Raw genomic sequence first — 23,444 nt, forward strand, 5'->3', positions numbered from 1 at the left:
CTTAGTGTTGGCGACGCCAGGCTCGTGCGGTGGTGTACAGCAACACCATGGCGAGCACCGGCAGTACGTAGAACAGCATCAACCGCTCCAGGCGGCCGGCCAGTGGCATGCCCATGGTGAACGCCGCCACGTGCAGCCCATAGGCCAGGTACAGGCAGAGAAACACCAGGCCTTCGGCGCGGGTGATACGGTAACCGGAATAGAACACCGGCAGGCTCAGCGCAGCAACACCCAGCATTACCGGCAGGTCGAAGGCCAAGGCGTTGGGCGAGATCGACAGCGGCTCGGGAGTGACCAGTGCTGTCAGGCCCAGCACCGCCAGCAGGTTGAACAGGTTGCTGCCTATCACCGTGCCCACGGCGATTTCCCGTTCACCGCGCAGGGCGGCGATCAGCGCAGCGGCCAGTTCCGGCAGGGAAGTGCAGATGGCAACGACGGTCAGGCCGATGATGCGCTCGGACAGCCCCAGGTCGGTGGCCACCTCCACGGCAGCTTCCAGCAACAAGTGACCCGCCAGGCTCAGCAGGCCCAGGCCGGCCAGCACCTGCAGCAGCGTGCCCGACCAGAAGCGCCCGGTGCTGCTGGTGACGGTGGCCGGAGCGGGGTAGGTGCGGGCGTAGTGGCGCGACTGGTGCCAAAGCATAGCCAGGTAGCCGACCAGCCCGGTCAGCAGCAACACCCCTTCGACCCGGCCCAGGTGGCCGTTGGCGGATAACCCGTAGACCAGGCCGCTGGCGATGATCATCAGTGGAATGTCCAGGCGCACCAGTTGCCGCGACACGCGCAGCGGGATGATCAGTGCGGCCAGGCCGAGAATGACCAGTACGTTGAAGATGTTGCTGCCGATCACGCTGCCCACCGCCACGTCCGGCGCGCCCTGGTAGGCGGCCTGCAGGCTCACGGTCATTTGCGGGGCAGTGCTGCCGAAGGCCACCAGGCTCAGGCCGATGATCAGCGGGCGTACGTGCAGGCGCTGGGCCAGGCGCAGGGCTGCGCGTACCAGCAGTTCGGCACCGCCGACCAGCAACAGCAAGGCGATGCCCAGTTGCAAGAGGCTGAAGGTGGGAAGGGTAGCCAGGTCGAAAATGGTCGGACTCCTGTCGCGTCAGTCGCTAAGCCCTTGTACTCGCACGCGCGCGGTTCCGCTACGGATCATGCCGATTTTTTCTGCGGCGGCACGTGAAAGATCGATCAGGCGGCCGCGGGTATGTGGGCCGCGGTCGTTGATGCGCACCACGACGCTGCGCTGGTTGGCCAGGTTGGTAACCCGTACCCGGGTGCCGAAGGGCAGGCTGCGGTGGGCGGCGGTGAGGCCATGCTGGTTGAACGGTTCGCCGCTGGCGGTGCGTTTGCCGTGGTGGCGCGCGCCGTAATAGGAAGCGGTGCCGGTCTTGTCGTAACCGTCGGGGTCGACGTCGATGTCCTGGCTGGCGCAGCCGGCCAGCAGGGAGAAGAGGGCGAGGGTGCTCAGGGATCGCTTTAGCAATTCGAATGCTCCGGTGCGGCCATTCGCGGCTAAAGCCGCTCCCACAGGTACGGCGCTGCACTGGCGAGCGGCGCTGTACCTGTGGGAGCGGCTTTAGCCGCGAACGAGGGCGAAGCCCTCGCAGGACTACAGGGGTAAAACAATCACCCTTCGAGCTTGGCCTTGAGCAATTGGTTCACTTGCCCCGGGTTGGCCTTGCCTTTGGAGGCTTTCATCGCCTGGCCGACGAAGAAGCCGAACATCTTGCCACGCTTGGCCTCGTCGGCTGCGCGGTACTGTTCGACCTGCTCGGCGTTGGCCGCCAGCACTTCGTCGAGCATCTTGTCGATCGCACCGGTATCGGTGACCTGCTTCAGGCCTTTGCTTTCGATGATGCTGTCGGCATCGCCTTCACCGGCGGCCATGGCCTCGAACACGGTCTTGGCGATCTTGCCGCTGATGGTGTTGTCGCGAATACGCAGCAGCATGCCGCCCAGCTGTGTGGCGCTGACCGGCGCCTGGTCGATCTCGATGCCCAGCTTGTTCAGCAGGCTGCCCAGCTCGACCATGACCCAGTTTGCTGCCAGCTTGGCATCGCCACCGATCTTCACCACTTCCTCGAAGTAGTCCGCCTGTTCGCGGCTGGATGCCAGCACGTTGGCGTCGTAGGCCGACAGGCCGTACTGGTTCTGGAAGCGCTCGACCTTCTGCGTCGGCAGTTCCGGCAAGCCGGCGCGGACGGTTTCGAGGAAGCTGTCCTCGATCACCACCGGCAGCAGGTCCGGGTCGGGGAAGTAACGGTAGTCGTTGGCTTCCTCCTTGCTGCGCATGGAGCGGGTCTCGTCCTTGTTCGGGTCGTACAGGCGGGTTTCTTGTACCACCTTGCCGCCGTCCTCGATCAGGTCGATCTGGCGCTGGATCTCACTGTTGATCGCGCGCTCGATGAAGCGGAACGAGTTGACGTTCTTGATCTCGCAGCGGGTGCCGAACTCGGCCTGGCCTTTCGGGCGGATCGACACGTTGCAGTCGCAACGCAGCGAGCCTTCGGCCATGTTGCCGTCGCAGATGCCCAGGTAACGCACCAGCGCGTGGATCGCCTTGACGTAGGCCACGGCTTCCTTGGCGCTGCGCATGTCAGGCTCGGAGACGATTTCCAGCAGCGGGGTGCCGGCACGGTTCAGGTCGATGCCGGTGGAGCCGCTGAAATCTTCGTGCAGGCTCTTGCCGGCGTCTTCTTCCAGGTGCGCGCGGGTTACCCCGATGCGCTTGATGGTGCCGTCTTCCAGGGCGATGTCCAGGTGGCCCTTGCCGACGATCGGCAGGTCCATCTGGCTGATCTGGTAGCCCTTGGGCAGGTCCGGGTAGAAGTAGTTCTTGCGCGCGAACACGTTGCGCTTGCCGATCTCGGCATCGATGGCCAGGCCGAACATGCACGCCATGCGCACGGCTTCCTGGTTCAGCACCGGCAGTACGCCAGGCATGCCCAGGTCAACCAGGCTGGCCTGGGTGTTCGGTTCGGAACCGAAGGTGGTGGCGCTGCCGGAGAAGATCTTCGACTGGGTGGCGAGCTGAGTGTGGATTTCCAGCCCGATCACAACTTCCCATTGCATGTGTGAATTCCTCAGAAGCCGTTGGGGGCGCGGGTGTGCCAGTCGGTCACTTGCTGGTAGCGGTGCGCGACGTTGAGCAGGCGGCCTTCCTGGAAGTATGGCGCCAGCAGCTGCACGCCGACCGGCAGGCCATCGACGAAGCCGGCCGGCATCGACAGGCCCGGCAGGCCCGCCAGGTTGGCGGTGATGGTGTAGACGTCTTCCAGGTAGGCGGCGACCGGGTCGCTGCTCTTGGCGCCGAGCTTCCAGGCCGGGTTTGGCGTGGTCGGGCCGAGGATCAGGTCGACGTCGTTGAAGGCGGCCATGAAGTCGTTCTTGATCAGGCGGCGGATCTGCTGCGCCTTCACGTAGTAGGCGTCGTAGTAGCCGGCCGACAGGGCGTAGGTGCCGACCATGATGCGGCGCTGCACTTCGACACCGAAACCTTCGCCACGCGAACGCTTGTACAGGTCGGTGAGGTCTTTCGGGTTTTCGCAGCGGTAGCCGAAGCGCACGCCGTCGAAGCGCGACAGGTTGGACGAGGCTTCAGCGGGGGCGATCACGTAGTAGGCCGGGATGGCGTGCTGCATGTTCGGCAGGCTGATTTCCTTGACCACCGCGCCGAGCTTTTCCAGCTCCTTGACGCTGGCCTGGACCAGGTCGGCGATGCGTGGGTCGAGGCCGGCACCGAAGTACTCCTTCGGCAGGCCGATGCGCAGGCCCTGCAGCGAAGCATTCAGGTTGGCGCTGTAGTCCGGCACCGGTTCTTCGATGCTGGTGGAGTCCTTGGCGTCGAAACCGGCCATGCCTTGCAGCAGCAGGGCGCAGTCTTCGGCGGTACGGGCCAGCGGGCCACCCTGGTCGAGGCTTGAGGCGTAGGCAATCATGCCCCAGCGCGACACGCGGCCGTAGGTCGGCTTGAGGCCGGTGAGGTTGGTCAGTGCCGCCGGTTGGCGGATCGAGCCGCCGGTGTCGGTGCCGGTGGTGGCTGGCAGCAGGCGCGCAGCCACTGCCGCGGCCGAACCGCCCGACGAGCCGCCCGGGACGTGCTCGAGGTTCCATGGGTTCTTCACCGCGCCGTAGTGGCTGGATTCGTTGGCCGAACCCATGGCGAATTCGTCCATGTTGGTCTTGCCCAGGGTGACCATGCCGGCTTCGGCCAGCTTGGCAACCACGGTGGCGTCATACGGCGCCTTGAAGTTGTCGAGCATCTTCGAGCCGCAGCTGGTGCGTACGCCGTTGGTGCAGAACAGGTCCTTGTGGGCGATCGGGGCACCCAGCAGCGCGCCGGTTTCGCCGGCGGCGCGACGGGCGTCGGCGGCACGCGCCTGGCCCAGGGCCAGGTCTTCGGTGACGCTGATGAAGCTGTTGATCTGCGGGTCGAGCTGCTTGATGCGCGCCAGCAGGGCGCCGGTCAGCTCTTCGGAGGAAAACGACTTGTCGGCGAGTCCGCGGGCGATCTCGGCCAGGGTCAATTGATGCATGGCAGGCTCTATCCCTTACTCGATGACTTTGGGAACCAGGTACAGACCGCTTTCGGTCGACGGCGCGATGGCCTGGTAGGCGTCGCGCTGGTTGCTTTCGGTGACCTGGTCGGGACGCAGGCGCTGGCTGGCCTCCAGGGGGTGGGCCAGTGGCTCGATGCCGGTAGTGTCGACCGCTTGCATCTGGTCGACCAGCCCGAGAATGCTGTTCAGTGCGTCAGTAATGCGTGGCAGTTCGCCATCATTCAGGCCCAGACGGGCCAGATGGGCGATCTTTTCCACGTCGCAGCGTTCAAGCGCCATGGGGATCTCCAGGGGAAACAAAGACCGGAATTTGGGTCCGCAGTGAGGAACATGTCAGCTTTCTGGCGGTCTAACGGCCGCGAAATTCTGCTGGCGTGCTCGGAAAAACAGCCAATTTAACATATTGGCTCCTTGCCCAAAATCCCTGCCATTGTTAGAGTTTGCCGCACTTTTTTACCCACGCTTTCCCCAGGGTCACTTTCCCATGTTCAAGAAACTGCGTGGCATGTTTTCCAGCGATCTGTCCATCGACCTGGGTACTGCCAACACCCTTATTTACGTGCGTGAGCGCGGTATCGTCCTGAATGAGCCCTCGGTTGTTGCCATCCGTACCCATGGCAACCAGAAAAGCGTCGTCGCCGTCGGTACCGAAGCCAAGCGCATGCTGGGCCGTACGCCTGGCAACATTGCTGCCATTCGTCCGATGAAGGACGGCGTCATCGCCGACTTCAGCGTCTGCGAAAAAATGTTGCAATATTTTATCAACAAGGTTCACGAGAACAGCTTCCTGCAGCCGAGCCCGCGTGTGCTGATCTGCGTGCCGTGCAAGTCGACCCAGGTAGAGCGCCGCGCCATTCGCGAATCGGCGCTGGGTGCCGGTGCCCGTGAAGTGTTCCTGATCGAAGAGCCGATGGCCGCCGCCATCGGTGCCGGCCTGCCGGTCGAAGAAGCCCGCGGTTCGATGGTCGTCGATATCGGTGGTGGTACCACTGAAATCGCGCTCATCTCCCTGAACGGCGTGGTCTATGCCGAATCCGTCCGCGTTGGCGGCGACCGCTTCGATGAAGCCATCGTCACCTACGTGCGCCGCAACTACGGCAGCCTGATCGGCGAGTCCACCGCCGAACGCATCAAGCAGGAAATCGGTACCGCCTACCCGGGCGGCGAAGTACGCGAAGTCGACGTGCGTGGCCGCAACCTGGCCGAGGGCGTACCACGTGCCTTCACCCTGAACTCCAACGAAGTGCTCGAAGCGCTGCAGGAGTCCCTGGCGACCATCGTCCAGGCGGTCAAGAGTGCCCTGGAGCAATCGCCGCCCGAGCTGGCCTCGGACATCGCCGAGCGTGGCCTGGTGCTGACCGGTGGTGGCGCCCTGCTGCGTGACCTGGACAAGCTGCTGGCCCAGGAAACCGGCCTGCCGGTGATCGTCGCCGAAGACCCGCTGACCTGTGTCGCCCGTGGCGGTGGTCGCGCCCTGGAGATGATGGACAAGCACGCGATGGACCTGCTCTCCAGCGAGTGATTCCGCTCGCTGTTCACGAGCCCCGGTTTACAGGTAGTACGCACAGTGCTACCTGTATGTGCTGGGCTGGCGCCCGTTCGGGGCGCCGTATCCATCAACCCGCAACCAGGCTGGTGCGTTGTCCCATGTCCAATGACCTCCTGAGTCGTCCACGAGGAACGGCCCATTAAACCGCTTTTCTCCAAGGGCCCTTCGCTGGGCGTTCGCCTGCTCGTCCTGGTGGTGATGTCGGTCGCGTTGATGGTTGTCGACGCGCGCTTCGACGTGCTCAAACCAGTGCGCAGCCAGATGGGCCTGGTACTCATGGAGTCGTACTGGATCACCGACCTGCCGCAGCGTGCGTGGCAAGGTGTGGCCGGCCAGTTCGGCAGCCGCACCGAACTGATCGCCGAGAACGAAAAGCTCAAGACCGAAGCCCTGCTGCTGCAGGGGCGCCTGCAGAAGCTGGCGGCCCTGACCGAGCAGAACGTGCGCCTGCGCGAGCTGCTCAACTCCTCGGCGCTGGTCAACGAAAAGGTCGAGGTGGCCGAGCTGATCGGTGTCGACCCCAACCCGTTCACCCACCGCATCCTGATCAACAAGGGCGAGCGTGATGGCGTGTTTCTTGGCCAGCCGGTGCTCGATGCCCGTGGCCTGATGGGCCAGGTGGTCGAGCTGATGCCCTACACCTCGCGGGTACTGTTGCTGACCGATACCACCCATAGCATCCCGGTGCAGGTCAACCGCAACGGCCTGCGCGCCATCGCCAGCGGCACCGGCAACCCGGAGCGCCTGGAGCTGCGCCATGTGGCCGATACCGCCGACATCAAGGAAGGCGACCTGCTGGTCAGTTCCGGCATGGGGCAACGGTTCCCGGCCGGCTACCCGGTGGCCACGGTCAACGAAGTGATCCACGATTCCGGCCAGCCGTTCGCCATCGTTCGTGCCATCCCCACCGCCGCGCTCAACCGTAGCCGCTACATGCTGCTGGTGTTCAGCGACCGACGCAGCCCGGAACAGCGCGCCACCGATGCCGCCATTGCCCAGGAAGAGGCTGACCGCAAGGGCACCTCGACCGCAGGCCAGCCAGCCACGACGGGCGAGCAGGGCGCACCAGCTGGCAGCGCCCCTGCCACGCCGGCCACACCAGCGGCCACACCAGCGACCCCGGCAGCCCCGGCTGCGCAGCCTGCAGCTCCGGCGGCCGCACCTGCCACGCCGGCTGCCGCGCCTGCCGCACCCGCTCACACCCGGAGGCAATGATGGCTGCATCACGCCGCAACAACGGCTGGGTCATCTGGCTGACTTTCGCCATCGGCCTGCTGCTCAGCGTCTCGCCCATGCCGCAGTTCATGGAAGTGTTCCGGCCCATGTGGCTGGCCTTGCTGGTGTCGTTCTGGACCCTCGCCGTACCGAACAAGGTCGGCATGACCACCGCGTTCGTGCTGGGCCTGGCCGAGGATGTGCTGTACGGCACCCTGCTGGGGCAGAACGCGCTGATCCTTACCCTCATCACCTTCCTGGTGCTGTCGTTGCAGCAGCGCCTGCGTATGTTCCCCATGTGGCAGCAGAGTCTGGTGATCCTGGTGATCTTCGGCATTGCCCAGCTGATCCAGCTGTGGCTCAGCGCGCTGACCGGCAACCGCCTGCCCACCCTGGCGTTGGTCTGGTCGGCGGTGATCAGTGCCTTGCTCTGGCCGTGGATCAGCTTCGCCCTGCGCGACCTGCGCCGACGCTTGCATATCAACTGACGGCGCCGCCGCGACTGACAGGGAGATGTCTGCATGACCCCGCTATACCTGGCCTCCGGCTCGCCCCGTCGTCGTGAACTGCTGACCCAGATCGGTGTACCGTTCAGCGTCGTCAGTGCCCCCATCGATGAAACCCCATTGCCTGATGAAAGCGCCCCGGCCTACGTCGAGCGCCTGGCCCGGGCCAAGGCTGCCGCCGGCCTGGCCAGCCTGGAACATCCAGTGCAGGCCATTCGCGGGCATGCTCGCTCCCACAGGTCCGATGATGGCCTGGAGGGCAGCGCCGTCCCTGTGGGAGCGGGCGCGCCCGCGAATAGCCACACCGCGGCCCTGGAAAATCGGGCTGTGGTGCTGGGTGCAGACACTGCCGTGGTGCTCGATGGTCGTATTCTCGGCAAACCGGAAAACCGCGAAGATGCCCTGGCCATGCTGGCCAACCTTTCGGGCCGCGAGCACCAGGTTTTGACCGCGGTCGCCCTGAGCGATGGCCAGCGCGTGCACAGCCTGTGCGTCACCAGCAAGGTGCGCTTCCGTGCGATCAGTGCCGAGGAAGCGCAACGCTACTGGGCCAGCGGCGAGCCCGCGGACAAGGCCGGCGGCTATGCCATCCAGGGCTTGGGCGCGGTGTTCGTCACCGGCCTTTCCGGCAGCTACTCGGCGGTGGTCGGCTTGCCCCTCAGTGAAACGGCCGAACTGCTCGGCCAATTCGGCATTGCCTGCTGGCAATCGCCCGCGCATACGCCAGAGGTAACAAACCAGCGGTAGCCAGCACTGCATACGCCATCCATCATTATCCAAGACCTTTGACGAGAGCCTGCCATGAGTGAAGAGATCCTGATCAACATCACCCCGATGGAGTCGCGCGTGGCGGTGGTGGAAAACGGGGTGCTGCAGGAAGTGCATGTCGAGCGCACCCAGCGCCGGGGCATCGTCGGCAATATCTACAAAGGCAAGGTGGTGCGTGTGCTGCCGGGCATGCAGGCGGCCTTTGTCGACATCGGCCTGGAGCGCGCGGCATTCATCCATGCCTCGGAAATATCCCAGCGCGAAGGCTCGGCGGTAGAGAACATCACCGCCCTGGTGCACGAGGGCCAGGCCCTGGTGGTGCAGGTGACCAAGGACCCGATCGGCACCAAGGGCGCGCGCCTGACCACCCAGCTGTCGATCCCGTCGCGCTACCTGGTGTACATGCCGCGCAGCAGCCATGTCGGCATTTCCCTGAAGATCGAAGACGAAGCCGAGCGCGAGCGCCTCAAGCAGGTGGTCAGCGACTGCATGGAAAGCGAGAACATCAAGGACGCCGGTGGCTTCATCCTGCGTACCGCCGCCGAAGGTGCACGCGCTGAAGAGATCCTGCAGGACATTCGCTACCTGCGCCGCCTGTGGGAGCAGATCGGCACCCAGATCAAGACCTGCGGCGCGCCCACGGTCATCTACGAGGACCTGGGCCTGGCCCTGCGTACCTTGCGCGACCTGGTCAACCCGAAGATCGAGAAGATCCGCATCGACTCGCGGGAAACCTTCCAGAAGACCACGCAGTTCGTTGGCGAGCTGATGCCGGAAATCGCCGACCGCCTCGAGCACTACCCGGGCGAACGGCCGATCTTCGACCTGTACGGCGTCGAGGATGAGATCCAGCGCGCGCTGGAGCGCAAGGTACCGCTGAAGTCCGGTGGCTACCTGGTGGTCGACCCCGCTGAAGCGATGACCACCATCGATGTGAACACCGGCGCCTTCGTCGGCCATCGCAACCTTGAAGAGACCATCTTCAAGACCAACCTCGAGGCCGCCACAGCCATCGCCCGGCAACTGCGCCTGCGCAATATCGGCGGCATCATCATCATCGACTTCATCGACATGGAAGACGAGGAGCACCAGCGCCAGGTGCTGCGCACCCTGGAAAAGCAGCTGGAGCGCGATCACGCCAAGACCAATATCATCGGCATCACCGAGCTGGGCCTGGTGCAGATGACCCGCAAGCGCACACGGGAAAGCCTGGAACAGGTGCTGTGCGAGCCCTGCCTGGCCTGTCAGGGCCGTGGCAAGCTGAAAACCCCCGAGACCATCTGTTACGAAATCTTCCGCGAGATCCTGCGCGAGGCCCGTGCCTACCAGGCCGAAGGCTACCGCGTGCTGGCCAACCAGAAGGTGGTCGACCGGTTGCTGGATGAAGAGTCCGGTAACGTCGCGGAACTGGAGGCCTTCATCGGCCGAACCATTCGTTTCCAGGTGGAGTCGATGTATTCGCAGGAACAATACGATGTGGTGCTGCTCTGAGGCCTTCTGAAACGCGCCGCGGGTGGCCCGGGCTGGCAAAACCGGGACGACGGGCCATCATGGATAAACGACCTGGAGGGCCATGGCCATGGGACGTCTGACCCGCGTTCTTGTCGCCTTGACCCGCTGGGGGCTGGGCGTTTGCGCCCTGCTGGCGGTACTGGTGGCGCTGTATGTCAGCCTCGGCCGCGAACTGGTGCCGTTGGTGGCCGAGTACCGCGCCGATGTGGAAAGCAAGGCCGAACAGGCTTTGGGCCTGCCCGTGCACGTCGGTGCCCTGGAAGGCCGCTGGAGCGGCCTGGCACCGGTGCTGCGGGTGCGCGACCTGCAACTGGGCGAGGGGGCCACGGCCCTGCGCCTGGACGACGTCAAGGTGGTACCCGATGTCTGGGCCAGCCTCACCGCCCGCGAGGTACGCCTGGCACGCATTCAGTTGGGCGGCCTGCAACTGATCCTGCGCGAGAACGAGCAGGGCGCCTGGAGCCTCGAAGGCCTGCCGAAGAAGGACGATACGCCGCTCGACCCCGCCGAGTTGTTGCAGCGCCTGCGCCAGTTGGGCCGCATCGATGTGTTCGACAGCCAGGTCACCCTGCACCCCTGGCAGCGCGACCCGTTGACCCTGACTTATGTGAGTGTCGGCCTGCAGGCCGGGGCTTCGCGCCATGCCCTGGACCTGCGCGCGACCCTGCCCGATGGCCAGCCCCTGTCGCTGAACCTGCGCAGTCGTGCCTCGGCCAACGCCTGGCGCGACGGCCAGGTCGAAGCCTACCTGAGCCTGCCACAGAGTGACTGGGCGCGTTGGCTGCCACCACGCCTGCTGGGCCAGTGGCATGCCGACGCGCTGCGGGCGGGCGGCGAGTTCTGGGTCGACTGGCGCAAGGGGCAGTTGCAGCAGGCCGTCGTACGCCTCAATGCACCGGAGCTGCAGGGCGCCTATGCCGGGCGCAAGGCGGCCAAGCTGAACAACCTGGCCCTGGGCGCCTGGTTCCAGCGCCGGGAGCAAGGCTTCGATGTGGTGGTCGACTCCCTGGCCATGGATGTCGGCAAGACCCGTTGGGAGTCGCACCTGCAATTGCAGCAGCGTCCAGGCGAGGACGCTGCCGCGGAAAGCTGGCAAGTGCAGGCCGACCGCCTCGACCTCACACCGTTGACCCCGCTGATCGATGCCCTGGCGCCGCTGCCGGACAAGGTCATGGCCGTGGTCGATGGCCTGAAGGTGACCGGCGCGCTGCGCAATGTGCGCCTGGAGGCCCGGCCCAAGGCCGAGGGTGACCAGCGCCTGCAGTTCGAAGCCAACCTGGAGAAGGTCGGTTTCGATGCCTATCACAATGCTCCTGCAGCCGGTAACGTCAGCGGCAGCATCAGCGGTGACCTTGGCCATGGCGAACTGCGCCTTGATACCGATGCGTTCATGCTGCATCTGTACCCGATCTTCGCCAAACCCTGGCACTACCAGAAGGCCAATGCGCGCCTGACCTGGGCCTTGGACAAGGAAGGTTTCACCCTGGTCGCGCCTTACCTCAAGGTACTCGGCGAGGAGGGCAAGATCGCCGGTGACTTCCTCATTCGCCTGTTGTTCGAAGAGGGCCGCGAGGACTACATGGACCTGCGCGTCGGCCTGACCGAAGGCGATGGCCGCTACACCGCCAAGTACCTGCCCGAGGTGCTCAGCCCAGCCCTCGACGAATGGCTGCGCAGTGCGATCGTCAAAGGCACGGTGGACGAAGGCTACTTCCAGTACCAGGGCTCGCTGAACCATGGCGTCGCGCCGGAAGCCCGCAGCATCAGCCTGTTCTTCAAGGTGCGTGATGCGGCCCTGGACTTCCAGCCGGGCTGGCCGCAGGTGCAGCACGTTGATGGCGATGTGTTCATCGAGGACAGCGGTGTGCGCATCAAGGCTCAGCGTGGCGTACTGCTCGACACCAAGGTCAGTGATGTGAGCGTCGATATCCCGCATGTCGACCAGGGCCAGCAAAGCCACCTGTACCTCGATGGCGACTTCGACGGCAGCCTGGGCGATGGCCTGAAGATCCTCAAGGAAGCGCCAATCGGCACTGGCGAGATCTTCGCTGGCTGGGAGGGCGAGGGGCCGCTCAAGGGCAAGGTCAAGCTCGACATTCCGCTGGCCCACGGGCAGCGGCCGAAAGTGCAGGTGGACTTTGCCACCGACGATGCGCGGCTGAAGGTCGCGCCGCCGAGCCTGGATTTGAGCCGCCTGAAGGGTGACTTCAGTTTTGATTTGGACAAGGGCCTGAGCGGCAAGGGCATCAGCCTGCAGGCCTTCGGCAAGCCGGTGACGGCGCAAATCACCGCCGAAGGCCAGCCCGGGCAGATGCAGACACGCGTCAACGCCAGCGGCCAGGTGTCGCTCAAGGCACTGACCGACTGGCTGCAGTTCAACCAGGCCTTGCCGGCTTCCGGCGACCTGCCGTACCAGTTGCAGGTCAGCCTGGGTAGCCGGGACAACCGCCTGAGCGTCAATTCCAGCCTCAAGGGCCTGGCCATCGACCTGCCAGCACCCTTTGGCAAGGCAGCGTCCGATACCCGTGACACCCGTTTCAGCATGACCCTGCAGGGGCCGGAGCGGCGCTTCGATGTCGCCTACACCGACCTTGCCCGCTTTGCCTACGCCGCGCCGGCCGAGAAGCTGGGGCAGGGCCGTGGCGAGTTGCTGCTGGGCGCCGGTGACGCCCAGGTACCTGCCGGCCAAGGCCTGCGAGTACGCGGGCACTTGGAGGCGCTGGACCTGGGGCCTTGGCAGGAACAGGCGGCGCGCCTGGCCGGTAACGACCCGGGCGGAAGCGCGCGGCAGAACCTGCAAGGCGTCGACCTGAGCATCGGCCAGCTGAAAGCCTTTGGCCTGGACCTGAACCAGGCCGTGGTGCGCCTGGCCCGTGGTGGCCCCGCCTGGGATTTGCGCCTCGACAGCAAGGAAGTCATCGGCAACGCCCGGGTGCCGGATGCCAAGGGCGCGCCCATGGTCGTGCGCATGCAGACCTTGCGCCTGCCCGCCGCCAGCGCTGCTGAAAAGCAGGCCGAGGCACAGGCAGAGGAGGGCCCCGACCCGCTGGCCTCGTTCGACCCGCGCAAGGTGCCGGCGCTGGACCTGAGCATCGACAAGCTCTATCGCGGTGACGACCTGTACGGCAGTGCCTCGCTCAAGCTGCGGCCGACCGCGCGTGGCGTGACCGCCAGCGACATCGACCTCGACTTCAAAGGCCTGCGTATCGATGGTGGCGGCGGCTGGGAAGGCGAACCGGGCAGCACCAGCAGTTGGTACAAAGGGCGCCTGGACGGCAAGAACCTGGCGGATGTGCTCAAGGCCTGGGGCTTTGCCCCGACCGTGACCAGCCGCGACTTCCGCCTGGATGTGGATGGCCGCTGGCCGGGTTCGCCGGCCTCGGTGAGCCTCAAGCGCTTCTCTGGCAGCATGGACGCAGCGCTGCGCACCGGCCAGTTCGTCGAGGTCGAAGGCAGTGCCCAGGCGCTGCGGGTGTTCGGCCTGTTGAACTTCAACTCCATCGGGCGGCGCTTGCGCCTGGACTTCTCCGACCTGTTCGACAAGGGCCTGGCCTACGACCGGGTCAAAGGCTTGCTGGTGGCCAGTAACGGTGTCTATGTGACCCGCGAGCCAATCGCCGTGACTGGCCCGTCGAGCAACTTCGAGCTGGACGGTACCCTGGACCTGGTACGCGACCGGGTCGATGCCAATCTGCAGGTGAGCCTGCCAGTGACCAACAACCTGCCGCTGGCGGCCTTGATTGTCGGCGCGCCGGCCGTGGGCGGGGCGCTGTTCCTGGTCGACCGGCTGATCGGCGACCGCGTGTCGCGCTTCGCCAGCGTGCACTACCGTGTCGAAGGTCCGGTGAAAGAGCCTAGAATCACATTTGTGAAACCTTTCGAGAAATCCCGCTAGGAGTGCCCATGAAGGCAGCTGTAATCCAGATGGTCAGCCAGGACGATGTGCTGGCCAACCTGCAGCGCGCCGGTGCCCTGCTGGAGCAGGCCGCCTTTGGCGGTGCACGGTTGGCCGTGCTGCCGGAAAACTTCGCCGCCATGGGCCGCAAGGACGCCGCTGCCATCGGCCGCGCCGAAGCGTTGGGCGAAGGGCCGATCCTGCCATGGTTGAAACGTACCGCCCGCGACCTCAAGTTATGGATTGTCGCCGGTACCTTGCCATTGCCACCGGTCGGCCAGCCCGAAGCCAAGGCGCATGCCTGCTCGCTGTTGATCGACGAACACGGTGAGGTAGCGGCACGCTATGACAAGCTGCACCTGTTCGATGTGGACGTTGCCGACAACCGTGGCCGTTACCGCGAGTCTGACGACTATGCTCACGGCGCGCAGGTAGTGGTGGCTGATACGCCGGTGGGGCGGCTGGGGCTGAGCGTGTGCTACGACCTGCGCTTCCCCGAACTGTACAGCGCACTGCGCGCCGCTGGTGCGGAACTGATCACTGCGCCGGCCGCCTTCACTGCGGTAACGGGCGCAGCGCACTGGGAAGTGCTGGTGCGCGCCCGGGCCATCGAGACCCAGTGCTACCTGCTGGCTGCGGCACAGGGCGGCACTCACCCGGGGCCGCGGGAAACCCATGGCCATGCGGCGATCGTCGACCCTTGGGGGCGCATCGTCGCGGAACAGGCGCAAGGTGAAGCGGTACTGCTCGCCGAGCGCGACATTGACGAACAAGCGTCCATCCGGGCGCGCATGCCGGTGGTATCGCACCGGCGCTTTTTCTCGCAGGGCGCGTTGCGGCCTGCGCACACCTCGGAGTGACTATGAGCCAGATGTTATCCACCGTCAGCGAGCAGCTCCTGGCCCCAGGCGGCTTGACCCTGGACAGCCTGCAGAGCGTGCTGGGTGAGTTGGCCGGCCCCGGCATCGATGCCGCCGACCTGTATTTCCAGGGCCAGATCTCGGAAACCTGGGCGCTGGAAGACGGCATCGTCAAAGAGGGCAGTTTCAACCTCGACCAGGGCGTGGGCGTGCGTGCCCAGTCCGGTGAAAAGACCGGCTTTGCCTACAGCAACGCAATCAACCTCGAAGCGCTGACCTCGGCCGCCCGTGCCGCCCGTTCGATCTCCCGTGCCGGGCAGAACGGCAAGGTGCAGGCCTTCCGCAGCCAGGACGTGACTGCCCTTTATCCGGCGGACAACCCGCTGGATGTGCTCAGCCGTGCTGAAAAGGTCGACCTGCTCAAGCGTGTCGACGCCGCCACCCGTGCCCTGGACCCGCGTATCCAGCAGGTCAGTGTGAGCATGGCCGGGGTCTGGGAACGCATCCTGATCGCTGCGGCCGATGGCAGCCTGGCCGCCGACGTGCGCCCGCTGGTGCGCTTCAACGTCAGCGTCATCGTCGAGCAGAATGGCCGCCGCGAGCGTGGCGGGCAGGGCGGTGGCGGGCGTACCGACTACCGCTTCTTCACCGAAGAGCGGGTCATGGGCTATGCCCGCGAAGCGCTGCGCCAGGCCCTGGTGAACCTGGAGGCGATCCCGGCACCGGCTGGTACCCTGCCGGTGGTGCTGGGTTCGGGCTGGTCGGGCGTGCTGCTGCACGAGGCTGTCGGCCATGGCCTGGAAGGTGACTTCAACCGCAAGGGCAGTTCGGCGTTCAGCGGCCGCATTGGCGAGAAAGTGGCATCGAGCCTGTGCACCATCGTCGACGACGGCACCCTCGAAGGCCGCCGTGGCTCGCTGAGCGTGGATGACGAAGGCACCCCGACCGAGTGCACCACGCTGATCGAGAACGGTGTGCTCAAGGGCTACATGCAGGACAAGCTGAACGCGCGCCTGATGGGCATGGCGGTGACCGGCAACGGCCGCCGCGAATCCTACGCGCACCTGCCGATGCCGCGCATGACCAACACCTACATGCGTGCCGGCGAAAGCGACCCGCAGGAAATCATCGCTTCGGTAAAGAAGGGCATCTACTGCGCCAACCTCGGCGGTGGCCAGGTGGACATCACCAGCGGCAAGTTCGTGTTCTCGACCAGTGAGGCCTACCTGATCGAAGACGGCAAGATTACCGCGCCGGTGAAGGGGGCGACCCTGATCGGCAACGGCCCGGAGGCGATGAGCCGGGTGTCGATGGTCGGTAACGACCTGGCGCTGGACAGCGGGGTAGGGACTTGCGGCAAGGACGGGCAGTCGGTGCCGGTGGGGGTCGGGCAGCCGACCTTGAAGCTGGATGCGATTACCGTGGGCGGTACAGGGGCGTGATGGCCATCTGGGACCGCTTTGCGGTCCTTTCGCGACGCAAGGCCGCTCCCACAGGGATTGCGCCATGCAGAAATGGCTGCGCACTTACTGTGGGAGCGGCCTTGTGTCGCGATTGGGCCGCAAAGCGGCCCCAGGGTGATCAGCGCAAGCCGCGCTGCAGCTCGTCGAGGTCGCGGATGTACTTGAACACCTTGCGCGCGGCGGCAGGCGGTTTGTTCCGCGCCTTCTCGTGCTGGGCATGGCGTACCAGCGAGCGCAGCTGCTGGCGGTCGGTGTCGGGGTATTCGCTGACGAAGCGCTCGAGGTCTTCGTCGTTACCGTCGATCAACCGGTCGCGCCAGCGCTCCAGGCCGTGGAAGCGCTCGTTGTACTGGCGGGTCGAGCTGTCCATCTGTTCGAGCAAGGCGTGGATGGCATCCAGGTCCTGCACGCGCATCAGCTTGCCGACAAACGACATGTGGCGTTTGCGGGCACCGTGAGCGGTGTGCTTGCTGGCTTCGGCCAGGGCCTTGCGCAGCTCGTCGGTCAACGGCAGGCGAGCCAGGGTATCGGCCTTGAGCGTGGTAAGGCGCTCGCCGAGTTCGACCAGCGCATGCAGCTCGCGCTTGATCTGGGTTTTGCTTTTTTCGCCGTCGAAGGCGTCGTCGTTTGAATCAACCATGGTGGCAGTCCGCTAGAAATCGCCGCCATGATAACCAGTCGGGGGCCGCTTGTCCGGCCCGGTCGTAGAATGACCCTCGCCGAACGCAGAATTTGAGTGGAGAGAACCATGAGTGCAGTCCAGAGCGTAGGTCCGAAGGACCTGCCAGCATTGCAGGAGCAGGTCGAGGCGATCATCGCCGAAGCGCGCCGCCAGGGGGCCAGTGCCTGCGAAGTGGCGGTGTCGCTGGAGCAGGGCCTGTCCACCACGGTACGCCAGCGAGAGGTCGAAACGGTCGAGTTCAACCGCGATCAGGGCTTTGGCATCACCCTCTATGTGGGCCAGCGCAAAGGCTCGGCCAGCACCTCGGCCAGTGGCCCGGAAGCGATTCGCGAAACCGTCGCCGCGGCCTTGGCGATTGCCAAGCATACCTCCGAGGACGAATGTTCCGGCCTGGCCGACGCAGCGTTGATGGCCCGCGAGATCCCGGACCTGGACCTGTACCACGACTGGAGCCTCGAGCCGGAGAAGGCCATCGAGATGGCCCTGGCCTGCGAGGCGGCGGCGTTCGACGCCGACCCGCGTATCCTCAATGCCGACGGCACCACCCTCAATACCCACCAGGGCTGCCGCGTGTATGGCAACAGCCATGGTTTCATCGGTGGCTACGCCTCGACCCGGCACAGCCTGAGCTGCGTGATGATCGCCGAAGGCGACGGCCAGATGCAGCGTGATTACTGGTACGACGTGAACCGCCAGGGCAACCTGCTGGCAGACCCGCGTAGCATCGGCGTGCGCGCTGCCCAGCGTGCCGCCAGCCGCCTGGGTGCGCGGCCGGTGCCGACCTGCGAGGTGCCGGTGCTGTTCTCGGCCGAGCTGGCCGGTGGCCTGTTCGGCAGCTTCCTGTCGGCCATCTCCGGCGGCAACCTGTACCGCAAGTCGTCGTTCCTGGAGGGGACCATCGGCCAGCGCCTGTTCCCCACCTGGCTGACCCTCGACGAGCGCCCGCACATTCCGCGGGCACTGGGCAGTGCCGCATTCGACGGCGATGGCCTGGCTACCTATGCCAAGCCGTTCGTCGACAAGGGTGAGCTGGTGTCGTACCTGCTGGGTACCTATTCCGGGCGCAAGCTGGGTTTGCCAAGCACGGCCAACGCCGGCGGCGTGCACAACCTGTTCGTCAGCCATGGTGTCGAAGACCAGGCGGCGCTGATCCGGCGCATGGGCCGCGGGCTGCTGGTGACCGAGTTGATGGGGCATGGCCTGAACATGGTGACGGGGGATTATTCCCGTGGCGCGGCAGGGTTCTGGGTAGAGAATGGCGAGATTCAGCACGCGGTGCAGGAAGTGACCATTGCCGGGAACATGAAAGACATGTTCCAGCAGATTGTCGCGATTGGCAGCGATCTTGAGACCCGCAGCAACATTCACACCGGGTCGGTGCTGATCGAGCGGATGACTGTGGCGGGTAGCTGATCCACAGCCTGTACCGGCCTCTTCGCGGGTAAACCCGCTCCCACAGGTGCTGCACCAGACTTGAGCCCTGTGCGATTCCTGTGGGAGCGGGTTTACCCGCGAAGAGGCCGGTGCAGGCTATAGAGAATTTTCAATGAAACCGAAGACCCGGCCCCCATGCCGGGTTTTTTGTTTCATCATCTTTCTCTTGAAGTGATTCTATTTATCACTTAATAATGAATATCATTATCCAGTAACCCGGCGATGATGTTCATGAAACCCGTCCTCCGCGAACTGCCCTACCTGGAAAACTGGCGCTGGCTCAGCCGACGCATCCGCTGTGCGCTCGAGCCCGACGAGCCGCGCTTGATCGAGCATTACCTGGCTGAAGGCCGTTACCTGGTGTGCTGCACCGAGGTCTCGCCATGGACGGTGGCGCTGACCTCCTTCCGCCTGCTGCTGGATACCGCCTGCGACCGCATGCTGCCCTGGCATTGGCGCTGCCTGTGCCTGGACCAGGCCTGGCGCCCATTGCTGGACCTGCGCAACCTCGACCGCGAGGCCCAGAACCAGCGCTGGCAGCCCTACGCCCTGCAGTTGGCCAATTGCCGCCTGCTGCCGTCGATTTCTCCCGATGAACTGATGCAAGGATTTGATGATGAGTGATACCCGTATCGAGCGTGACAGCATGGGCGAACTGCAGGTGCCGGCCCAGGCCCTGTACGGTGCCCAGACCCAGCGCGCGGTCGACAACTTCCCGATCAGCGGCCAGCGCATGCCGGCCCAGTTCATTCGTGCGCTGCTGCTGGCCAAGGCTGCCGCGGCCAAGGCCAACGTCGAACTGGAACAGCTGTCGACCGCGCAGGGCCAGGCCATCGTAACCGCAGTCGAGCAACTGCTGGCGGGTGACTTCATCCAGCATTTCCCGGTGGACGTGTTCCAGACCGGCTCCGGCACCAGCTCGAACATGAACGCCAACGAGGTGATCGCGACTCTGGCCAGCCGCGTGCTGGGTGAGGCCGTCAACGCCAACGACCACGTCAACTGCGGCCAGAGCAGCAACGACATCATCCCGACCACCATTCACGTCAGCGCCGCCCTGGCCCTGCACGAGCAACTGCTGCCAGCCCTGGCGCACCTGGTACAGGTGATCGAGGCCAAGTCGGCGCAGGTGCATCAGTACGTGAAGACCGGCCGCACCCACCTGATGGACGCCATGCCAGTGCGCATGAGCCAGGTGCTGGATGGCTGGGGGGCGCAGATCAATGGCGCCAAGGCACACATCGAAGCGACCCTGCCGAGCCTGCAGGCGCTGGCCCAGGGTGGCACCGCCGTGGGCACCGGCATCAACGCCCACCCACAGTTCGCTGCCGGTTTCGCCCGCCAGCTCAGCGGCCTGACCCAGGTCGAGTTCACCCCCGGGCAGAACCTGTTCGCCCTGATCGGCTCGCAGGACACCGCGGTGGCCCTGTCCGGCCAGCTCAAGACTGCCGCCGTGGCGCTGATGAAGATCGCCAACGACCTGCGCTGGATGAACTCTGGCCCGCTGGCCGGGCTGGGCGAAATCGAGCTGCAAGGCCTGCAGCCGGGCTCTTCGATCATGCCGGGCAAGGTCAACCCGGTGATTCCGGAGGCCACCGCCATGGTCGCCGCCCAGGTGATCGGCAATGACGCCACCATCGCCATCGCTGGCCAGTCCGGCAACTTCGAGCTGAACGTGATGCTGCCGGTGATCGCCCGCAACCTGCTGGAAAGCATCGAGTTGATGGCCAACGTCAGCCGCCTGCTGGCCGACAAGGCCATCGCCAGCTTCAAGGTCAACGAAAGCAAGCTCAAGGAAGCCCTGGCACGCAACCCGATTCTGGTCACGGCGCTGAACCCGATCATCGGCTACCTCAAGGCCGCCGAAATCGCCAAGACCGCCTACAAGCAGGGCCGTCCGATCATCGACGTGGCGCTGGAGCACACCGACCTGTCGCGTGACCAGCTGGAAGCGCTGCTGGACCCGGAGAAGCTCACCGCCGGTGGTATCTGACACTGAGTCACGGCCCAAGCGCCAGCGGTGGCCGTGTTGGTCATCGCCCAACCCATGCCTACGGAATTCACTGATATGCCCCATACCTTGCCTGCACTGTCTTACGCCTACGCTGCGCTGGAACCGCACATCGACGCGCAGACCATGGAAATCCACCACACCAAGCACCACCAGACCTACGTCAATGGCCTCAACGCCACCATCGAAGGCACCGAGTGGGCTGAGTGGCCGGTGGAAAAACTGCTCGGCGCGGTCGGGCAACTGCCGGAAAATCTGCGTGGTGCGGTGACCAACCATGGCGGCGGGCACGCCAACCACAGCCTGTTCTGGACCGTGATGTCACCGCAGGGCGGGGGAGAGCCGCAGGGCGCTCTGGCGCAGGCCATCGACGCCCAACTGGGCGGCTTCGATGCCTTCAAGGAGGCCTTCACCAAGGCTGCGCTGACCCGCTTCGGCAGTGGCTGGGCCTGGCTCAGCCTGACCCCGCAGAAAACCCTGGTAGTGGAAAGCAGCGGCAACCAGGACAGCCCGCTGATGCACGGCAACACGCCAATCCTCGGCCTGGACGTGTGGGAGCATGCCTACTACCTGAAGTACCAGAACCGTCGTCCGGAATACATCGGTGCCTTCTACAACGTCATTGACTGGGCGGAAGTGGAGCGCCGCTACCTCGAAACCCTGAAGTGAGTTTCCCCGGTATGCGCTCCCAGATGATGTCTGTCAGCCGTGTGCGCCTGTTTCGCCTGTTTCGCCTGTTTCGCCTGGCGCTTGGGACTTTGCTGTTGCTGGCAGGCACTGCGCTGCTATTGGCGCGCGGCTTCGCCTGGTTGGACCTGGCCTGGCCAGCTTGGGGCTGTGCATCGGTTTGCGCCGGATGATGGGGTGTTCACCGGCTTCGCTGTGGGAGCGGCACATGACTCATTGAATTAGCGGGGACTCTGTGGGAGCGGCTTTAGCCGCGAACACCGGCGCAGCCGGTGCCATGCACCGCGTTGGTTTCTTCGCGGCTAAAGCCGCTCCCACAGGGTACGCGTACCGCTTGCGAATGAGCCAGCGAAATTCATTCGCCTTCGTCGAAGAAGTTGTTGATCAGCTCGACCAGCGCATCCATGGCATCAACGTCCTGCTCGCCTTCGGTATGCAGGTGCACCTGGGTGCCTTTGCCGGCCGCCAGCATCATCACCGCCATGATGCTCTTGCCATCCACCAGCTTGTCCGGCGCACGGCCAACCCTGACCTGGCAGGGGAAGCGGCCGGCAACGCCGACGAACTTGGCTGCCGCCCGGGCATGCAGACCCAGCTTGTTGATGATGGTGATTTCACGGGCGGGCATCGTGGGGCGGATCCTTGGGCTAGAGGTCGCGGTGGCGGACCTGGACGTTTTTCAGGGATTGCTGCAGCAGCTGGCCAAGGCGTTCGGTGATGTACACCGAGCGGTGGTGACCGCCGGTGCAGCCAATGGCAATGGTGACGTAGGCACGGTTGCTGGCGGCGAAGCGGGGCAGCCACTTGAGCAGGTAGCTGGAAATGTCGTTGAACATCTCTTCGACATCTGGCTGTGCGGCCAGGTAGTCGATTACCGGTTGGTCGAGGCCGGAATGCTCACGCAGCTCGGGTTTCCAGTAGGGGTTGGGCAGGCAGCGCACATCGAACACCAGGTCGGCATCGACCGGCATTCCGCGCTTGAAGCCAAACGACTCGACCAGGAACGCGGTGCCAGGCTCGGGCTGGTTGAGCAGGCGCAGCTTGATCGAATCACGCAACTGGTACAGGTTCAGGCTGGTGGTATCGATCTTCAGGTCGGCCAGGTCCGCAATCGGCCCCAGCAATTCGCTTTCCACCCGAATCGCTTCCGCGAGCGAGCGGTTGGCGTTGGTCAGCGGGTGGCGCCGGCGGGTTTCCGAGAAGCGCTTGAGCAGCATGTCTTCGTCGGCATCCAGGTACAGCACGTCGCACTGGATATGCCGGGCGCGGGCTTCTTCGAGCAACTCGGGGAAACGCGTCAGGTGGCTGGGCAGGTTGCGCGCGTCGATCGACACGGCGACCTTGGGTTGCAGCAACTCGGTATTGATCAGTGCATTTTCCGCCAGCTGTGGCAGCAGCCCGGCGGGCAGGTTGTCAATGCAGTAGAAACCGTTGTCTTCCAGGACATCGAGGGCGGTGCTCTTGCCGGAGCCGGACCGGCCGCTGACGATGATCAGGCGCATGTTCAGTGCTCGTTCTGTACGTCCAGGACAACCTGGAACAGGGCCTCGCTGCTGGTGGCCGCACGCAGGCGATCACGGACCTCCTTGCGATCGAGCATGCTGGCAATCTGGCGCAGCAGTTCCAGATGGGCATCGGTGGCGGCTTCTGGCACCAGCAGGACGAACAGCAGGTCCACCGGCGCGCCATCGATGGCGTCGTAGTCGATAGGGGCTTCCAGGTGCAGCAGGGCGCTGACCGGAGCGGAACATCCTTCAAGCCGGCAGTGCGGGATGGCGATGCCGTTGCCGAAACCGGTCGAACCGAGTTTTTCCCGGGCGACCAGTTTTTCGAAGACGTCTTGCATCTCCAGTTCGGGCACTTGATCGGCGATGACGGTGGCGACCTTTTCCAGGGCGCGCTTCTTGCTGCCGCCCGGCACGTTCACGAGGGAACGGCCGGGGGTCAGGATGGTTTCAAGTCGGATCATGGATGAGGGGGATCAGCGGGCAGCTGCACCTTGCAGCAGGCTTTGCTGTTTTTCCTTGTGTTTTTTCAGTTGGCGGTCGAGCTTGTCGGCCAAGGCGTCGATCGCTGCATACATGTCTTCGTGTTCGGCGTTGGCAACCACTTCGCCGCCGGGAATCTGCAAGGTCGCCTCGACCTTCTGCTGCAGCTTCTCGACTTTCATGATGACCTGCACGTTGGTGATCTTGTCGAAGTGACTTTCCACGCGAGCGAGCTTTTCAAGCACATAATCGCGCAGTGGCTGGGTGACTTCTACATGCTGTCCACTGATATTGACTTGCATACAGCTTCTC

General features: G+C 64.7%; 22 protein-coding genes. 12 read left to right on the forward strand and 10 right to left on the reverse strand.

Annotated features, from left to right (window positions below):
- Window position 1: 1 nt before the first annotated feature.
- From CAG46_RS14215 to gatC, 5 genes are all read right to left on the reverse strand, one after another.
- The gene (locus CAG46_RS14215) at window positions 2-1,045 is read right to left on the reverse strand and encodes a calcium/sodium antiporter (protein ID WP_085616861.1); all 1,044 of its coding nucleotides are present in this window, start codon (window positions 1,043-1,045) and stop codon (window positions 2-4) included.
- 60 nt (window positions 1,046-1,105) lie between these two features.
- Complete coding sequence (locus tag CAG46_RS14220) at window positions 1,106-1,486, reverse strand: septal ring lytic transglycosylase RlpA family protein (protein WP_025337810.1); 381 nt, start codon at window positions 1,484-1,486, stop codon at window positions 1,106-1,108.
- A 143-nt stretch (window positions 1,487-1,629) separates the two neighbouring features.
- Window positions 1,630-3,075, reverse strand: coding sequence for an Asp-tRNA(Asn)/Glu-tRNA(Gln) amidotransferase subunit GatB (gatB, locus tag CAG46_RS14225; RefSeq protein WP_085616808.1), 1,446 nt, complete (start codon window positions 3,073-3,075; stop codon window positions 1,630-1,632).
- Between the two features lie 11 nt (window positions 3,076-3,086).
- Entirely contained in the window at window positions 3,087-4,538 is a 1,452-nt protein-coding gene (gatA, locus tag CAG46_RS14230) for an Asp-tRNA(Asn)/Glu-tRNA(Gln) amidotransferase subunit GatA (RefSeq protein WP_024086328.1), read from the reverse strand.
- 15 nt (window positions 4,539-4,553) lie between these two features.
- The gene (gene gatC / locus CAG46_RS14235) at window positions 4,554-4,841 is read right to left on the reverse strand and encodes an Asp-tRNA(Asn)/Glu-tRNA(Gln) amidotransferase subunit GatC (protein WP_003255165.1); all 288 of its coding nucleotides are present in this window, start codon (window positions 4,839-4,841) and stop codon (window positions 4,554-4,556) included.
- Window positions 4,842-5,046: 205 nt separating this feature from the next.
- Here gatC and mreB point away from each other — a divergent pair, with 205 nt between their 5' ends.
- The 8 genes from mreB (at window position 5,047) to tldD (ending at window position 16,309) form a co-directional block, all read left to right on the forward strand.
- The gene (gene mreB / locus CAG46_RS14240) at window positions 5,047-6,084 is read left to right on the forward strand and encodes a rod shape-determining protein MreB (protein WP_003255163.1); all 1,038 of its coding nucleotides are present in this window, start codon (window positions 5,047-5,049) and stop codon (window positions 6,082-6,084) included.
- A gap of 225 nt (window positions 6,085-6,309) precedes the next feature.
- Window positions 6,310-7,326, forward strand: a complete 1,017-nt coding sequence (gene mreC / locus CAG46_RS14245; protein ID WP_350013044.1) for a rod shape-determining protein MreC — start codon at window positions 6,310-6,312, stop codon at window positions 7,324-7,326.
- The gene (gene mreD / locus CAG46_RS14250; protein ID WP_015269051.1) at window positions 7,326-7,814 is read left to right on the forward strand and encodes a rod shape-determining protein MreD; all 489 of its coding nucleotides are present in this window, start codon (window positions 7,326-7,328) and stop codon (window positions 7,812-7,814) included. The genes mreC and mreD overlap by 1 nt, the downstream gene beginning before the upstream one ends.
- Window positions 7,815-7,847: 33 nt before the next feature.
- Window positions 7,848-8,579 carry a nucleoside triphosphate pyrophosphatase gene (locus tag CAG46_RS14255; protein WP_085616804.1) on the forward strand — a complete coding sequence of 244 codons (732 nt, stop codon included), beginning with the start codon at window positions 7,848-7,850 and terminating at the stop codon, window positions 8,577-8,579.
- Between the two features lie 54 nt (window positions 8,580-8,633).
- Complete coding sequence (rng, locus tag CAG46_RS14260; protein ID WP_013971067.1) at window positions 8,634-10,091, forward strand: ribonuclease G; 1,458 nt, start codon at window positions 8,634-8,636, stop codon at window positions 10,089-10,091.
- Window positions 10,092-10,173: 82 nt separating this feature from the next.
- On the forward strand, window positions 10,174-14,007 hold the full coding sequence (locus CAG46_RS14265) for a YhdP family protein (protein ID WP_085616802.1): 3,834 nt from the start codon (window positions 10,174-10,176) through the stop codon (window positions 14,005-14,007).
- 8 nt (window positions 14,008-14,015) lie between these two features.
- Complete coding sequence (locus CAG46_RS14270; protein WP_075043863.1) at window positions 14,016-14,867, forward strand: carbon-nitrogen hydrolase family protein; 852 nt, start codon at window positions 14,016-14,018, stop codon at window positions 14,865-14,867.
- A 2-nt stretch (window positions 14,868-14,869) separates the two neighbouring features.
- A complete protein-coding gene (gene tldD, locus CAG46_RS14275) occupies window positions 14,870-16,309 on the forward strand; it encodes a metalloprotease TldD (RefSeq protein ID WP_025337816.1) in 1,440 nt (479 codons plus the stop codon).
- Window positions 16,310-16,448: 139 nt separating this feature from the next.
- Here tldD and yjgA read toward each other — a convergent pair whose 3' ends face one another.
- A complete protein-coding gene (yjgA, locus tag CAG46_RS14280) occupies window positions 16,449-16,970 on the reverse strand; it encodes a ribosome biogenesis factor YjgA (RefSeq protein WP_025337817.1) in 522 nt (173 codons plus the stop codon).
- A 108-nt stretch (window positions 16,971-17,078) separates the two neighbouring features.
- Here yjgA and pmbA point away from each other — a divergent pair, with 108 nt between their 5' ends.
- The 4 genes from pmbA to CAG46_RS14300 all read left to right on the forward strand — a co-directional run bounded on the left by pmbA (window position 17,079) and on the right by CAG46_RS14300 (window position 21,126).
- Window positions 17,079-18,425 (forward strand): metalloprotease PmbA, encoded by a 1,347-nt coding sequence (pmbA, locus tag CAG46_RS14285; protein WP_085616800.1) that lies wholly within the window; start codon window positions 17,079-17,081, stop codon window positions 18,423-18,425.
- A gap of 243 nt (window positions 18,426-18,668) precedes the next feature.
- Window positions 18,669-19,070: a FagA protein gene (locus CAG46_RS14290; protein WP_085616798.1), complete on the forward strand. Its 402-nt coding sequence runs from the start codon at window positions 18,669-18,671 to the stop codon at window positions 19,068-19,070.
- A complete protein-coding gene (locus CAG46_RS14295; protein WP_085616796.1) occupies window positions 19,063-20,439 on the forward strand; it encodes a lyase family protein in 1,377 nt (458 codons plus the stop codon). The genes CAG46_RS14290 and CAG46_RS14295 overlap by 8 nt, the downstream gene beginning before the upstream one ends.
- A gap of 75 nt (window positions 20,440-20,514) precedes the next feature.
- Window positions 20,515-21,126, forward strand: coding sequence for a superoxide dismutase (locus tag CAG46_RS14300; protein WP_085616794.1), 612 nt, complete (start codon window positions 20,515-20,517; stop codon window positions 21,124-21,126).
- A 373-nt stretch (window positions 21,127-21,499) separates the two neighbouring features.
- Here CAG46_RS14300 and CAG46_RS14310 read toward each other — a convergent pair whose 3' ends face one another.
- The 4 genes from CAG46_RS14310 to hpf are packed head-to-tail and all read right to left on the reverse strand — an operon-like array spanning window position 21,500 to window position 23,434.
- A complete protein-coding gene (locus CAG46_RS14310; protein WP_023660775.1) occupies window positions 21,500-21,772 on the reverse strand; it encodes an HPr family phosphocarrier protein in 273 nt (90 codons plus the stop codon).
- Between the two features lie 19 nt (window positions 21,773-21,791).
- Window positions 21,792-22,646 carry an RNase adapter RapZ gene (gene rapZ, locus CAG46_RS14315; protein WP_085587488.1) on the reverse strand — a complete coding sequence of 285 codons (855 nt, stop codon included), beginning with the start codon at window positions 22,644-22,646 and terminating at the stop codon, window positions 21,792-21,794.
- A 2-nt stretch (window positions 22,647-22,648) separates the two neighbouring features.
- The gene (ptsN, locus tag CAG46_RS14320; RefSeq protein ID WP_016713139.1) at window positions 22,649-23,113 is read right to left on the reverse strand and encodes a PTS IIA-like nitrogen regulatory protein PtsN; all 465 of its coding nucleotides are present in this window, start codon (window positions 23,111-23,113) and stop codon (window positions 22,649-22,651) included.
- Window positions 23,114-23,125: 12 nt separating this feature from the next.
- The gene (gene hpf / locus CAG46_RS14325; RefSeq protein WP_003255135.1) at window positions 23,126-23,434 is read right to left on the reverse strand and encodes a ribosome hibernation-promoting factor, HPF/YfiA family; all 309 of its coding nucleotides are present in this window, start codon (window positions 23,432-23,434) and stop codon (window positions 23,126-23,128) included.
- Window positions 23,435-23,444: the final 10 nt, after the last annotated feature.

Source organism: Pseudomonas sp. B23(2017) (assembly GCF_002113725.1).
Classification (GTDB): Bacteria; Pseudomonadota; Gammaproteobacteria; order Pseudomonadales; family Pseudomonadaceae; genus Aquipseudomonas; species Aquipseudomonas putida_Z.

Excerpts from the sequence above, each read along its gene's own strand:
- mreD (WP_015269051.1), top strand. The coding sequence starts at position 7,326 with ATGGCTGCATCACGCCGCAACAACGGCTGGGTCATCTGGCTGACTTTC.
- ptsN (WP_016713139.1), bottom strand. The coding sequence starts at position 23,113 with ATGATCCGACTTGAAACCATCCTGACCCCCGGCCGTTCCCTCGTGAAC.
- mreC (WP_350013044.1), top strand. The coding sequence starts at position 6,310 with ATGTCGGTCGCGTTGATGGTTGTCGACGCGCGCTTCGACGTGCTCAAA.
- pmbA (WP_085616800.1), top strand. The coding sequence starts at position 17,079 with ATGAGTGCAGTCCAGAGCGTAGGTCCGAAGGACCTGCCAGCATTGCAG.
- gatA (WP_024086328.1), bottom strand. The coding sequence starts at position 4,538 with ATGCATCAATTGACCCTGGCCGAGATCGCCCGCGGACTCGCCGACAAG.
- gatC (WP_003255165.1), bottom strand. The coding sequence starts at position 4,841 with ATGGCGCTTGAACGCTGCGACGTGGAAAAGATCGCCCATCTGGCCCGT.
- mreB (WP_003255163.1), top strand. The coding sequence starts at position 5,047 with ATGTTCAAGAAACTGCGTGGCATGTTTTCCAGCGATCTGTCCATCGAC.
- CAG46_RS14310 (WP_023660775.1), bottom strand. The coding sequence starts at position 21,772 with ATGCCCGCCCGTGAAATCACCATCATCAACAAGCTGGGTCTGCATGCC.
- hpf (WP_003255135.1), bottom strand. The coding sequence starts at position 23,434 with ATGCAAGTCAATATCAGTGGACAGCATGTAGAAGTCACCCAGCCACTG.
- yjgA (WP_025337817.1), bottom strand. The coding sequence starts at position 16,970 with ATGGTTGATTCAAACGACGACGCCTTCGACGGCGAAAAAAGCAAAACC.
- CAG46_RS14265 (WP_085616802.1), top strand. The coding sequence starts at position 10,174 with ATGGCCATGGGACGTCTGACCCGCGTTCTTGTCGCCTTGACCCGCTGG.
- CAG46_RS14290 (WP_085616798.1), top strand. The coding sequence starts at position 18,669 with ATGATGTTCATGAAACCCGTCCTCCGCGAACTGCCCTACCTGGAAAAC.
- rng (WP_013971067.1), top strand. The coding sequence starts at position 8,634 with ATGAGTGAAGAGATCCTGATCAACATCACCCCGATGGAGTCGCGCGTG.
- CAG46_RS14300 (WP_085616794.1), top strand. The coding sequence starts at position 20,515 with ATGCCCCATACCTTGCCTGCACTGTCTTACGCCTACGCTGCGCTGGAA.
- CAG46_RS14255 (WP_085616804.1), top strand. The coding sequence starts at position 7,848 with ATGACCCCGCTATACCTGGCCTCCGGCTCGCCCCGTCGTCGTGAACTG.
- CAG46_RS14295 (WP_085616796.1), top strand. The coding sequence starts at position 19,063 with ATGAGTGATACCCGTATCGAGCGTGACAGCATGGGCGAACTGCAGGTG.
- rapZ (WP_085587488.1), bottom strand. The coding sequence starts at position 22,646 with ATGCGCCTGATCATCGTCAGCGGCCGGTCCGGCTCCGGCAAGAGCACC.
- CAG46_RS14270 (WP_075043863.1), top strand. The coding sequence starts at position 14,016 with ATGAAGGCAGCTGTAATCCAGATGGTCAGCCAGGACGATGTGCTGGCC.
- tldD (WP_025337816.1), top strand. The coding sequence starts at position 14,870 with ATGAGCCAGATGTTATCCACCGTCAGCGAGCAGCTCCTGGCCCCAGGC.
- gatB (WP_085616808.1), bottom strand. The coding sequence starts at position 3,075 with ATGCAATGGGAAGTTGTGATCGGGCTGGAAATCCACACTCAGCTCGCC.